At 58.6% G+C, this 12,438-nt stretch carries 11 protein-coding genes; 6 read left to right on the top strand and 5 right to left on the bottom strand.

Translation table 11 applies throughout. The annotated features are described in order from the left end of the window. Window positions 1-283: 283 nt before the first annotated feature. The 5 genes from J2Y55_RS22805 to J2Y55_RS22785 form a co-directional block, all read right to left on the bottom strand. The gene (locus tag J2Y55_RS22805) at window positions 284-2,260 is read right to left on the bottom strand and encodes an ATP-binding protein (RefSeq protein ID WP_310158229.1); all 1,977 of its coding nucleotides are present in this window, start codon (window positions 2,258-2,260) and stop codon (window positions 284-286) included. Then, window positions 2,260-3,582: an SIR2 family protein gene (locus J2Y55_RS22800; protein WP_310158228.1), complete on the bottom strand. Its 1,323-nt coding sequence runs from the start codon at window positions 3,580-3,582 to the stop codon at window positions 2,260-2,262. Before J2Y55_RS22800 ends, J2Y55_RS22805 begins: the two co-directional genes overlap by 1 nt. Window positions 3,583-3,777: 195 nt before the next feature. Then, complete coding sequence (locus J2Y55_RS22795) at window positions 3,778-4,068, bottom strand: hypothetical protein (RefSeq protein WP_310158227.1); 291 nt, start codon at window positions 4,066-4,068, stop codon at window positions 3,778-3,780. Window positions 4,069-4,071: 3 nt separating this feature from the next. Beyond that, complete coding sequence (locus tag J2Y55_RS22790) at window positions 4,072-4,968, bottom strand: ArdC family protein (RefSeq protein WP_310158226.1); 897 nt, start codon at window positions 4,966-4,968, stop codon at window positions 4,072-4,074. 475 nt (window positions 4,969-5,443) lie between these two features. Beyond that, on the bottom strand, window positions 5,444-6,349 hold the full coding sequence (locus tag J2Y55_RS22785; protein WP_310158382.1) for a LysR family transcriptional regulator: 906 nt from the start codon (window positions 6,347-6,349) through the stop codon (window positions 5,444-5,446). 128 nt (window positions 6,350-6,477) lie between these two features. On the opposite strand from J2Y55_RS22785, the gene J2Y55_RS22780 reads away from it, so the two are divergent. From J2Y55_RS22780 to J2Y55_RS22755, 6 genes are all read left to right on the top strand, one after another. Further along, complete coding sequence (locus tag J2Y55_RS22780; protein WP_310158225.1) at window positions 6,478-6,807, top strand: nuclear transport factor 2 family protein; 330 nt, start codon at window positions 6,478-6,480, stop codon at window positions 6,805-6,807. Beyond that, window positions 6,804-7,592, top strand: coding sequence for an SDR family oxidoreductase (locus J2Y55_RS22775; RefSeq protein WP_310158223.1), 789 nt, complete (start codon window positions 6,804-6,806; stop codon window positions 7,590-7,592). The genes J2Y55_RS22780 and J2Y55_RS22775 overlap by 4 nt, the downstream gene beginning before the upstream one ends. A gap of 404 nt (window positions 7,593-7,996) precedes the next feature. Further along, window positions 7,997-9,397, top strand: a complete 1,401-nt coding sequence (locus tag J2Y55_RS22770) for a lipase family protein (RefSeq protein ID WP_310158220.1) — start codon at window positions 7,997-7,999, stop codon at window positions 9,395-9,397. Window positions 9,398-9,441: 44 nt separating this feature from the next. Then, entirely contained in the window at window positions 9,442-9,948 is a 507-nt protein-coding gene (locus J2Y55_RS22765) for a hypothetical protein (RefSeq protein WP_310158219.1), read from the top strand. 270 nt (window positions 9,949-10,218) lie between these two features. Next, on the top strand, window positions 10,219-11,079 hold the full coding sequence (locus tag J2Y55_RS22760) for a hypothetical protein (protein ID WP_310158218.1): 861 nt from the start codon (window positions 10,219-10,221) through the stop codon (window positions 11,077-11,079). 286 nt (window positions 11,080-11,365) lie between these two features. Further along, window positions 11,366-12,412: a DUF4238 domain-containing protein gene (locus J2Y55_RS22755; protein WP_310158217.1), complete on the top strand. Its 1,047-nt coding sequence runs from the start codon at window positions 11,366-11,368 to the stop codon at window positions 12,410-12,412. Window positions 12,413-12,438: the final 26 nt, after the last annotated feature.

Here is a 12,438-nt window from a genome sequence, read left to right as displayed (position 1 = left end):
TTACATGTCCAGTGGCTTGAGGTGGTGTTGCCCGACGCTTGGTCCAGGGAGACCGGGTCTCCTTGGTCATGGTGGTGTCGGAGGAGCAGGAACGCGCCGCTGACCCGTGACGCACCGGCGGATCGGTGCACTGGCACGGTGTAGGTTCGAGACCGAAATCCGAGCCAATGGCCGGGGGGATGGAACGGGGGCGCGCAGCGGGCCCCCTTCCCAAGATGGTAATGTTTACATTACACAGCTTGCGAGCAGAGCTCGGCTTTCCTTTTGCTTCCGTAATCCAAAACTACAGTCGGATCAGAGCCGCCCGCTCCTGCCCATGGAACCAGAGTTCACGAATTTTGGCATCATCGCTTTTGGGGAGCGGCTTTGCTTCCCGAACTTTGAACGTGGTGGGAAGCGTCACTGAAGTGCCAAAGACCAGAGCATGCTGTTTGGGGAGCGACGGCAAGCGCTTCAAAACCGCGTCCGAAATGAACGGGGTCATCTGCCTGATTTGTGACAGGTCATCGGGGTTTTGGATACGATGGATCACAAAATTAGAGCATTGGGAAAGGACAGTTTTCGACAGCTCGCTGGGCCGCTGCGACGCAACGAATAAGAAAAGTCCATACTTCCGCCCTTCTTTTGCAATCCTCTCATAAATCTTACTTGCGTCAATTGCGTATCGCGACGGTTTCTCCGAAATGTATCGGTGTGCTTCTTCAAGCAGCAGGTGTACCGGAAATCTGTTCCGTGGCTCGGCTTGACGAAGAAGTCGGAATGCCATCCTGGCCAGGACCGACGACACGAGTTCGACGACCTCGTCCTCCACGGCGTTCATATCGACAATTATGATCTGATGGCCCTTGTGCCACGCCTCGCCGCGTTTCTGTAGGCCGAGCAGATTGGCCATGAACCCTTCGATTGATGGGACCGCTTCACCCTCCTTTGGTGCGTAACGCATGAAAGCATATTCAGACCGATCCCGAAGGGATTTGAAGCGGGTGATCATTTGAGAACAGTAATCTCGAATTTGCCTATTTCCGTGCGCTTCTTCGTAAAGAATAGCGAAATCGAGACACTCTTCGAGGTCATCGAAGGTAAATGGTTCTCGCGTATAGGCCGGAAGCTCGACGTCCTCGCGGATTTTTTTCCGAATTTCTTCTAAGAATAGCGGCAGATTACTGCTGGGTTGAAAATTTCCGTATTGATAGTTTGCTCCATATTTTGTCAGAAGCGTCGAATTCAGATCTTTTGTAGGGTATTTTTGCAGGAGCGACACCACTCGTTGAAATTTACTGACAGGCGAGTCACCGTCTGAACCTCTCAGGCATTCCCCGATGCAAGTGGCGATAAAATGTTCGCGAACCTCTATAGCTCGGGGCGTGTTTTGCCGAAACAGGCCGGTGAGCCCCAGAGCGGCGCGCAAAACGGGGATTTGTGTTCTCTCGCTTGCCTGAAGCAATAGCTCCCATTCTGACTGTTCCAGGAACCAGTGCGGCATTCGGAATTTGCCGGGGGATGCCGTTCCATCCAAGACGACATGAGCAACTCCGATGCCGTTCTCTTTGGCGAGCGGCGCGAGCGCTTCTGCGTATTCCCCGTTGACGTCAAACACGACGAAGGTCGCGCCTCGGGCGTGATGGTCGTCCGCTTTCTCGAAAAGCGATTGAAGCACAGACGCGACTGTACAGGATTTCCCGCTCCCGGTGTTCCCTAGCACTGCCGTGTGACCGCCGAAAAAATCGTCGATCCGGACTTTGACGTCGTAACCGTCGAAGACCACGGACCGCCCGATTGATAGCGACTTGTATCGGGTAGCCTGCTGCGGAATCGGGGCAGATCCACCGAACCCTAGCGAAGGCTCGCTAGGCATGTCGGTCTCGAAGACGCGATCCAGCTCCGCATCAAGGGCGTAAAGGGCATCAGCATAGAGCGAGGGATAGACCGAAACACCAAACCGAAATTTCTCCGCCGTATCCGGGGGCAGCATTCCGACCGGCACCACATCGAGGTATTTCGCAGATGCTGCCTTGTCCAAATCGACACCGGCGCGGCTAGACCCGGCGACATCGCGCTCTCGTAGGCCAACGACTTCGACCACGACACAGTCGGTTTGTACCGGGATCATCAGGAATGACCCCAACCTGGCGACATAATGCACGTCATCGAATCCAACCACGGTGAAGTTGTCGGTTCCCGCGTGCATCTCGATAACGAACTGATCAGCCGCAACTGAAATGACCTTGCCAATTGCGCGTTTGCGATCGTCGCGGCTCATTACGACTTCACCTCAGGCACCAGTGGCGCGGCCGCCCCCGATGGGGCCATGGCGTGAAGGACCTTGGCGATCGCCTCATCAATACGTTCGCTTGGACGTTGCGGCATGAAATGCTCGATGATCGTATCGAAATAATGGGCTTTGCGTCCTTCATCTGGGCCACTGCCACCAATAATCCAAATGCGGGGATCGTTCAGCTTTCGAAGCTTTGCAATATCACCATCCAGCGTGGGATCTACGAATATCACGAGACGAAAGGTCGGGATCGTCAAAGCCTGATAGATAATATTGTTGATATGCTCGTCACCAAAAGCATAGCCTATTGTGAATAGAACGCTTTGCTCTCGGACGATGCGCGATTGAAATTCCCGGAACAGATCGGCATAGGGGGAGCCTAAGCTCGAATTTTGTTTCGAGGGGGTTGGATAGATCATCACTTTTCCCGGCTCAGCTTGAACAGCCGTCTCGCGTATCGGGAACAAGCCATGCTCGTCTTCGGTCCAACTGATCGATCCGTGGAGCTTACAAAGATAAACGAAACCGTCGACCGCGGACCATTTGCGGTTGGTCAAATCGAGCTGCTCCGCGAGGGCATACCGAAAAGTCGCCGGATTGAAGCGCCGCTCGACTACCCCGGAGAACCCATTGGAGTACGGCAAACCGAGCCGATCCATCGCTGTCTCGTTGAACAAGTCGTAGTTCGTCGTAAACACCCACGGTCGGGGTAGCGATCGATCTCTCAGGACGAGTTTTCGGTAAAAGGTCTCGTAGAGATCGGACAACGAAGTGTCGCCCTTCGAAAAAGCCCCGGCGGTGCATTTGCCCCATAGGAATTTCTGTACCTTGGATATTACAGATTCGACAACCAACAGAATTTCCGCAGATTGCTTTAGATTGCTACTTTTCAGAAAAAATTTAACACTGAAAAGCAACTCCATGAGTCGCTCTAAATTTCTAGAATATTCCGGCAACGCGATATCTATACCTAGGGATACATTTAATTGTTCACGCTCAACGACGGTCGGAAATCCGTCTTCGTCCGTTGCTCGTACTTTTGTAAATTCCTTGGCCAACGGCGCCATCGTGGGCACGCCGCGTTCTGTCCAGGCTTCTGCCCCTCCCGCGTCAACAGTTTTGACTACATGCGACGAGCAACCCGCGCCGATTAGAAACGAGATATTTTTTGCGTTCAGCGCTTCGGCGATGGATTTTTTCACGACTTCTGCGCCGTGGGCCCACTCGTATTCGGCAGAAGCCGGCCCGTCGCCACGGACAAAGCTGAACTTCGGCGCCTCAGCCGCTTTAGTATCGGTCGCACTCACAATATTTCTCCCCAGACAATTTTATTATTGAGACGTCATATCTCTAATCTGTTTGCGACAAGGACTGCACTGTGACTGAGCTAACCATAAAAAGGCATCTGCTCATAGCTATTAACGCGCTCTAAGGATAGGGCGGGGCTCCGGGGAGGCGAACACGGTGGAATCGCGTTCGCCTGAGCGGAAGACAACTGCCCCTCAAAAGAGGGGCAGTTGCGCGCTGGAGCGTTGATACTCACGCCACGCCGCGCTCTTCGCTTCGTGATCGAGCCATTTGGTGACGAAGGCGACCGCGCCGCCGTGTCCGGCCAAATCCTCGCCATGCAGAAAGTGCGAGCGATAGCCGGTTTCGGTGATCGGCAGGCGCGCGCGTTCGGGGGTGACGGTCTGGACTTCGATATGATCGAAGCCGGTGCCTGACCAGTTGGCGACATGGCAGATGGAAACCGCCATGCCTTGCCACTGGATTGTATGATCCGTGATGCTCATGACCTACGCCGCTTCCTGCTCGGCCGGACGGCCAAACGCCATGAGGTAGTCGGCAGCCCGCTGCGCATGCCCCGCGGCCGTGAAGATCGCGCGCTTGTCGTTCTTCAGGACCGTGAGCCAGTTTCGGATATAGGCGGCGTGATCCTCCCGAACCTCTGGCGTCAGTTCCAGATCGGCGCAGAGGAAAGCGGAACCAAGCTCGGCAACCAGTTCCTCGGTCGCATAGCCTTCGTCGCCCCAACGCTTCCGCCCGAATTCACGATCCAAACGCGACGTGTGCCGTGTCCAGTGGGTGAGTTCGTGCGCCAGTGTCGCGTAGTAGCTCTCCGGCGCGTCGAACGTTTCGAACAGCGGCATCTGCACATGGTCGCCGCTCACATTGTAATAGGCATTGCCCCCGCCATGCCGCACCTCCGCGCCCGTCGACCGGATGAAGGCCTCGACGCGCTCGATCCGCTGAACAGGCTCCAGTGTCTTTTCCGGCAACAGCGTGAAGCGTTCGGGCAAACCTTCCACCTGCTCGGCATTGAACACGGCATAGCTTTTGAGGAAGGGGATATTGCGCGCGGATTCCTCGCCGGTATGCTCGTCGGTCTCGGTGCGGCTGAGCGTGCTCGCATAGACCACCTGCGCAGCCTGTTCGCCCTTCTTCACGAAGGCACCCAGCTCCTTGGCCTGCTTGAATGTCATCCAGTGCGGGGAGCTGTATCCGCGCTCGATCGATTGCGACCACAGCATGAGGATGTTGATGCCGCGATAGGGAACGCCGTTGCTGCGCAGGGGCAGGCTGATCCGCCCCGATGCATTCTCCACGCTCCATGGCTTCATCCACGGGCGCACGCCTTTCTCGAGATCGGCGATGATACGGTTGGTGATGGTCTGATAGATGTCCTTTTTCATTGAGGTCGGCCTTTCGCTTGGGGTTCAAATTCCTGCGAAAGCTCTTTTCTTTCTGAGCCTTGCGCATGAACCCTTGGCAAGCGCCGAGCGTCCGCCCTTAAGGCGCCGACAGGCGCCAGGACGTCTCGATCGAAAGGCATCGGCTCCAAGATCGAACCCCTTGGGGCGCGTCTTCGCGGTCCGGGCAACACGGGAAGGCGGACCAGCGCAGCGGCTGCCTGAATGGAGCGGGCAGACCGGACTTCGGTCATTGGAAAACGCCGATGGTGTCGATGTAAGCTTGAAAAGAGGGTTCTAGCGCGCGGCCCGCGCGCCCTCATAGCCATGCGGCTGCATCAGCCGCACCGCCGCTCTTCCCGTCAGCGATCGTCACCCGCATGGGCCAAAACCGCCTCTTCGCGGGTTCGGTGGAGGCGGAACGCCGGAATAGAGCGAGCTCTGCCCGGTCGGGGCAGAGGCGGCCATGTCGGAGAGTCTATCGTAGCGCGACGCCACCCGACCGCCGCGCGAAGTCGACGAACGCCTTGAACGCGGCGGTCGGGTTGCGGCGGCTCGGATAGTAAAGGCTCAACGGAGCGCGAGTGGGCGTCCAATCCTCAAGCACGCGCACAAGGCGGCCTGCTTCGATGTCGTCTCGCACGTCGGATTCCATCGCCAAGGCCAAGCCTACAGACGCGAGGACCGCAGTGCGTGCGAGGCTCGCTTCGTCGAGGGTGATGGCGCCCTGGACGTCGATGTGAACCGATTGCCCGTCCTTCTCGAACGGCCAGCGGTAGATCGCGCCGTCGGGAAGCCGGACACGGAGACAGGAATGCCCGGCGAGGTCCTGAGGAATCAGGGGCGTCCCATGCGCTTCGAGATAGGTCGGCGTGCCCACGACGACACTGCGCCGCCCGACACCCAACGGGATCGCGATCATGTCGGCCGGTACGAGGTCGGCACTACGGACGCCGAGGTCGAAGCCGCCCGCGACAATGTCCACCAGGCGGCCCTCCGTGACGATGTCGATGTGGACCTGGGGATGCACGCGCAGGAACGGAAGGACGAGCGAAGTGAAGATCTCCCGCGCCGCCGTCGGAAACGCGTTAATGCGCAGCGTGCCCGACGGCATCGCCTGCTGAGAGCGCGCAACCTCCATCGCCTCATGGATGTCCTGCACCGCAGGAGCGACTTGCGCGACGAACCGCTGACCTGCCTCCGTTAAGGAGACGCTTCGCGTCGTCCGGTTGAAGAGCCGTACGCCGAGCGTGCGCTCCAGCTTTCCCACAGCATTGCTGAGCGCGGTCGTTGAAACCCCGAGTTCGAGCGCAGCCGTACGGAACTTGCCCCGGCGGGCGACTATCAGAACTGCGTCTAGTTCCGCCAGGCTACTTTGCACAATTATCCCTATTTTCGTGATGAGACATCCCGAATTATCCTGATTATCGCGCGACCTGTCTACCGCTATCTTGGCTGGCAACCGCACTTGCAGCCGCCGCGGCTGCGACCGCAGCAAAAAGGACAAAAACAATGACGCTCGAACTTCCCTCACCGATTGCTGCGTATGTAGCTGCGAACGCTCGCCTCGACGTGGACGGCATGCTGGCACCCTTCGCCGCCGAGGCCGTCCTCCGCGAAAACGGCGCCGTTCTTCGTGGGGCCGCCGAAATCAGGTCGTTGCTTGAAGAGGCGGTAGTCGGCGCCAAGGCGATTTTCACGCCTGACACCGTCCGGCACGAAGATGGCCAGGTCGTCGTCGAAGGCCCCGGCCATGGCGACTTCAAGGGCAGCCCGATCCGCTTCACCTACCGCTTCACCCTCGAAGACGACGCCATCAAGGCCCTGGAGATCACGGCATGACCATCAAGGCTGATCCGACCGAATTCGCGGGCAAGCGCGTCCTCGTCAGCGGTGGCACCAAGGGCCTGGGCCGCGCTGCCGTAGAGCGCTTCCTGGCTGGCGGCGCTCGTGTAATCACCGCAGCCCGAGGAGCCGCCGAGCCCATCGAGGGCGCCGAGTTCATCCAGGCGGACCTGACCACGGCCGAGGGCGGTGAGCGCCTGGCCAAGGCAGCGCTCGATCACTTTGGCGGAATCGATATTCTCGCCCATAATCTTGGCGGATCGGCCATGCCGCCCGGTGGCTTCGTCGCCCTGACCGACGACATCTGGCTCGCGGAGCTAAATTTGAACCTTCTAGCGACGGTCCGCCTTGATCGCCTCCTGATCCCGCAGATGATCGAGCGAGGCAATGGCGCGGTGGTGCACGTTACCTCGACCCAGTCGGTGCTGCCCCTTCCCGAGTCAACCACCGCCTACGCCGCCGCCAAAGCGGCGCTGAGAACCTACAGCAAATCGATCTCCAAAGAACTGGGTCCAAAGGGTGTCCGGGTCAATATCGTCTGTCCCGGCTGGATCATGACCGAGGGCGCCGTCGAGTTGGTGAAGAATATGCAGGCAGCCAATGGCGGCACGTACGAGGAGGCACGGCAAGCTATCATGGGCTGGATCGGCGGAATTCCGATCGGACGTGGGGCCGAGCCATATGAGGTCGCCGAAGCCATCGCCTTCCTCGCCTCGGATCGCGCCTCTTCGATCCACGGTTCGGAGCTCGTCATCGACGGCGGCACCGTCCCCACTGTCTGATCACACGGAGAGGTCCACGCTTACCCGAATGGAGCGGGCAGACCGGACTTCGGTCATTGGAAAACACCGATGGCGTCGATGTAATCTTGAAACGAGGGTTCCTTGCGCGCGGCCCCGCGCGCCCTCATAGCCCCGCGGCTGCATCAGCCGCTCCGCAGCTCTTTTCCGTCAGCGATCGTCACCTGCATGAGCCGAAACCGCCTTACGGTTGCGGTGGAGCGCAGCGGAATAGAGCGCGGTCTGCCATTTCGGCAGAGACGGCTGTTCCGTCAGCAAATTGCTGAACTTCCTCGGGCCAAAGTACGGCTCAATGGCATCCGGGAAGGATCATCTGAGCGCACGGCTATTGACTGACCTATGGTCATCGACACAACCTGAGGGTTCCAATCACGGGGAATGCACTCATGTATATCGCGCGCGCTTTTTTCGCGGCAATGTGCCTGGCCGCGTCGATCATAACGACAGGCCATGTGTCGGCGCAGCCAATAGCTCCCCACTCCGCGTTTGTCGGTGGTGCAACATCGCAGGAGAGGCTGATCGTCTTCGTCCACGGTCTCGGCAACAGCGGTGGCGCCTCTCCGTTGTCGGCATGGTCGTCAGCCGCGGGCAAGCCGGACTGGCCGACCCTCATGTCCCAGGATCCGGCCTTCAGCAAAAACTTCGCCATCTTCGTCTATCAATACGGCACCAAGCGTTTCAACGGAAATTTCCACATCCAGGGATTATCCGAGGAAGCCAGCTTGACGCTGAAGAACCAGGCGACTCTCGATAAATTTCAGGAGATCTATTTCATCTCGCACAGCCTTGGCGGGGTGCTGGTGCGGCACCTGTTGTCGAGTGATGAAGCGCTGCGGAAGAAGACAAAGGGTATCTTCCTGTTCGCCAGTCCGATGGGCGGCAGCGACGTGGCGAATGTGGCAAACACGCTTGGGATCGCCGGTGTCCAGACAGCGCAGCTTGGCGCGGGGCCAGACAATCCCGATGCTGTTTTCAATACGATCAAGGACAACTGGTTCAAGCAGCAGATCCGTATCCCGTCCTATTGTGCGTACGAGACGGAGAAGACGAATGGTGTGACCATCGTCGTCCGGCGATCAAGTGTGGAGCCGCTTTGCTCCCACGCGGTAACGCCGATCCGGGGCGCCCATTCCGAGATCATCGCGCCGCCCGACAAAGGCGTCTTCGCGGCACACGAACTGGTCCGCGGATGGCTGTCCGAGAGCCTGAAGGATTTTCAGGATGCGGCCAAAGCATCCGAAAAAGACGATCGCGTGGTGATCGCGAACTGCAACGGCAATGAGGCCTACCGGGGTCCGTACGGCGCGGTTCATACGCGCCTGAAGGGATTACTCGCTGACAACGGCATCCGGAATGCCCGCTATTCGCTTCCCCTCAGCCAGACGTGGATGGATGATCGATCGCGCGCTTCCTTTTACAGCGAACAGGAGCCCAGCCACATCATCATCCACCTGTCATGCTTCCAGAACACGGCTGAAGGCAACGCACAATCAATCGAAATGCGTGACCGCAACTTCCTGGCATTCCTGCAATCATTCCGGACAACCGGCACGAAGATTATCGCTTACTCGCGCGCTTTCCGGCAGGAAGGCTGCCCTTATATCCGCGAAAAGGTGCAACGCGTGGGGCTGGCAGACAACTATCGCGGCAGGCTGACCATGGTTGCGATTGGTGATCGAGAGGTCCCGGGAGATGGCGGTCCCGGCGACGGCTACCTGCTGCAGGCACTGGGCAGAGGGCAACAGCCTTCATCACCGACGGATTGCATCGGGGCACGTCAGCGCTGATAGCGTGATGTCTATGCGGCGGAAAACAGCGGCAGAAAACGGACATGTCGAGCAACGGGCCTGATTGCGACCTCTCGCCTATTCGTCTGGCGATAGAGGACATCGTTCAACGCCAGGGCAAGAGCCTCTACGAGGCGGCCTTCTGGTCCATCGTGTTTGCCGCAAGCCTTGTCGAAGACCGGCTTGGAAAGGACGACCGTGACCGGGTCATTGCGAACGCCGTCGGCGAGATGGACAAGGCACGCGTGGATACGGCAACCGCCCGGAGCGCTCCAATTCGTCAGGCGCGAAAGCGCGCGCGTGGTTTACCGCCCAAGAGCGCCGCGCCTGACTACCGCGGGATGATATTTTCCATCCTGAGGATCACCTCTGAAGAGATCAGCAAGGCGGGCATTCCGAACGAAGAGGTACCGCCTGTTCTGGCGGATTATACGGCGATGCTGGCGCTGGCGATGGGGCAGCAGGCAGGTCTCGAAGCGATTATCGCGCGAATGGGAATGACGCTGGAGGACTATGTTCATCATCGGCCGCCATTCGACGAAAGGCGCTAGTCGAATTAGCAATAAGCGCCCTGTTCATATTGGGAAACGACTTGTTGGGCCTCGTTGATCGCTCTCAAATGCAACGCCGCTTCGAACGTTCATGCGGCAAGAGCGCCGACAGCTCCGTCATTCCAGTTGTTTGCTTGCAAAAACATATGGAATAGCCATTCGTCGTGCTTGACTCCGACAGGCTCCACTAACGTAATCCCGGCGGGGCAGGCATTTTATCCATACAAGCAAGCAATTTTGCATGCACGCTCTCTGGGGGCGGGGGAGTTCATGACAAATCTCGGCTTGGCAATTTGCGGGGTTCTGACAGCAATTGCCGTATCGGGCTGCAATTCCCTGCCTCACGAGGCGGCGGACCGCAGGGTGGGCGTCGCGGAAATCGTCGATAGAGTGCAATGCGAGATCCAGCAGGCAATTGAATCCGACGATTATCTAAAAAAGCTGCTGCCGACATACAACGCGCGCGCCGAGCTGGAGCTTGAGCTGATTGATTCCGGAGATGTTGCCGCCGGCGCGGCAATGATCATTCCCAATTTCCCGGAAGTGATTACGGCGACCTTTGGCGGCGGTGTTGGCGGTTCTGCAACCCGGAAAACCACGCTCAGCTTCGCGATGGACCTGGCCAAGATAAAACACCGGGTATGTTCGCTGCCGACCGGCCTGCCCGGCGCAACCGACAGTCTGGGCCTCGCGACCTGGATCAAGACCGCCTTCCTCGCAGTCGACGACCGCGATCAGGCCGGTCTCTCCGAGGCTACGTATCAGGTAAAATTCATAGCGATTGTGAATGCCAACGGCGGCATCACGATCAGCGCCTATCGGATCAACAGCGCGACGATCGGCGGCAAGGCCGGCAGGCAGCATACGCACACATTGACGGTGGCATTGTCTCCCAAGCCGGGCGCTACCCCGGCAGCCAAGGTCGCGATCGTCAGCTGGCCCGGCTTGTCGGCCTCAAGCGGTGTGCAGACTTGGGAAGCGCCACAGCAAGGCCAAACGCGGGCGGAGACGGGGCGGCAGCAACAGCGGCCCGCCAGTCGTGGGCCGTTCCGGCCAACCGATCCGGGCTTTGACCGTCTGGACACACTCATCCAGCGCGAGCGCTTCAAGACAACGATTATCGAGCGCTGATCTCGCCAAAGAAAGGAACCGCAGGCAGCAGAACAGGAAGATCGGAGCTCCTCATCAAACGCTCTTCCCGTCAGCGATCGTCACCCGCATGGGCCGAAGCCGCCTGCGGGTTCGGTGAAGGCGGGCCGCCGATAGAGCGCTCTGCCCGGTCGGGGCAGAGAAGGCCATGCCGGGGACGCAAACTGAGTTCGACAGGATAGAATGCGGGATCAGCCCTGGTTTTGTAGCGCGAACTTGCGGCACGCTGCCTGCGTCGAAGATATTGGTGCCTGCAAGGTAAGAGACAATGCCAAAAGACCGCTCGACCGCTCGTGGCCAGCATCACGTGCCCATCATGCTTCAGGATGCGTTTGCCAGCCCCGGCAATGGCAAGAAGCCTCAGGTCCATGTGTTCGACAAGCACGAGGATCGGACGTTTCGCACCTCGCCGGAAAACATCCTCCAGGAGCGCGATTTCAATACGTTCGAGAATGGCGAGGTCACCTACTGCCTCGAAGATGGCATGGGGAAGATTGAGGATCAGGCAGCTCCGGCCCTGCGCAAGGTGATCGCAAACCGGACGCTCGCGTGCCTCGATGATAAGGAGCGAGCCGCGATACTGGTTTTCACCGCGCTCCAGAGGATTCGTGGCGTGCACACGCGCGCTGGTATGTTGGATATTGAGACGCAGATAAGAGAGCGGCTCCGCAGCAACGGCGATGACCCGGATCTGGTGCCGCAGCTCCGCGGCAGCAACGAACCGGAACAGATCAAGCTCTCCGCGTTGACGCTAGTCGGGAAAAACCTGCCCGAATTTTCGCGCAGTTACACCAACAAGGTGATGGTTCTGATGGAGGCGTGTCCCGGTGAAACGTTTCTCCTCGGGGACACACCGGTCGTTTTGGCCAATCAGAACGATACGTTTCCTTATGGGAACCTCGGACTTGAGGTGAAAGGGATCGAAATTTACCTGCCCATATCCCCCGATCTGACAATCGCTTTTTGGTGTCCGAGCATCATTTCTTTGATCGAAACGGCTCTACGACGGTGTGAGGAGGCGATCAAAAACACGAATGCCGTCGCTCTTCTGGGGGTCGGTCCCGACGCTCAAAAGCTCCGCGAGCTTCACCCCCAATTGAAGGTGCGAGCAGCGAAGCTCCGAGAGGATCTCGGTGGGATTAAAAGTCAGGCGACTCTCAAGAATGCCCCTGAAAACATGGAGTATATGAACTCGCTGCAAGTGGCTTATGCCGAGCGATATGTCCTGTCGTCGACGGGAGATTTCGCCTTAGCGAAGCGCATGATCGGAGAGAACGGCCGATATCGCCGGGGGCATCGCTGGCAGCTCGCCTGAGAAAACTTTGCAGCCGGCGTGGCAAC

Source organism: Allobosea sp. BE125, from assembly GCF_031456075.1.
GTDB lineage: Bacteria > Pseudomonadota > Alphaproteobacteria > Rhizobiales > Beijerinckiaceae > Allobosea.
Note: the sequence above shows the minus strand (reverse complement) of the source record. Positions and strands in the feature narration are given on the sequence as shown.

What these genes read in the sequence shown, in the direction of transcription:
- J2Y55_RS22805 (WP_310158229.1), bottom strand. Translation starts at nt 2,260, where the DNA reads ATGAGCCGCGACGATCGCAAACGCGCAATTGGCAAGGTCATTTCAGTT.
- J2Y55_RS22795 (WP_310158227.1), bottom strand. Translation starts at nt 4,068, where the DNA reads ATGAGCATCACGGATCATACAATCCAGTGGCAAGGCATGGCGGTTTCC.
- J2Y55_RS22790 (WP_310158226.1), bottom strand. Translation starts at nt 4,968, where the DNA reads ATGAAAAAGGACATCTATCAGACCATCACCAACCGTATCATCGCCGAT.
- J2Y55_RS22780 (WP_310158225.1), top strand. Translation starts at nt 6,478, where the DNA reads ATGACGCTCGAACTTCCCTCACCGATTGCTGCGTATGTAGCTGCGAAC.
- J2Y55_RS22775 (WP_310158223.1), top strand. Translation starts at nt 6,804, where the DNA reads ATGACCATCAAGGCTGATCCGACCGAATTCGCGGGCAAGCGCGTCCTC.
- J2Y55_RS22770 (WP_310158220.1), top strand. Translation starts at nt 7,997, where the DNA reads ATGTATATCGCGCGCGCTTTTTTCGCGGCAATGTGCCTGGCCGCGTCG.
- J2Y55_RS22765 (WP_310158219.1), top strand. Translation starts at nt 9,442, where the DNA reads ATGTCGAGCAACGGGCCTGATTGCGACCTCTCGCCTATTCGTCTGGCG.
- J2Y55_RS22760 (WP_310158218.1), top strand. Translation starts at nt 10,219, where the DNA reads ATGACAAATCTCGGCTTGGCAATTTGCGGGGTTCTGACAGCAATTGCC.
- J2Y55_RS22755 (WP_310158217.1), top strand. Translation starts at nt 11,366, where the DNA reads ATGCCAAAAGACCGCTCGACCGCTCGTGGCCAGCATCACGTGCCCATC.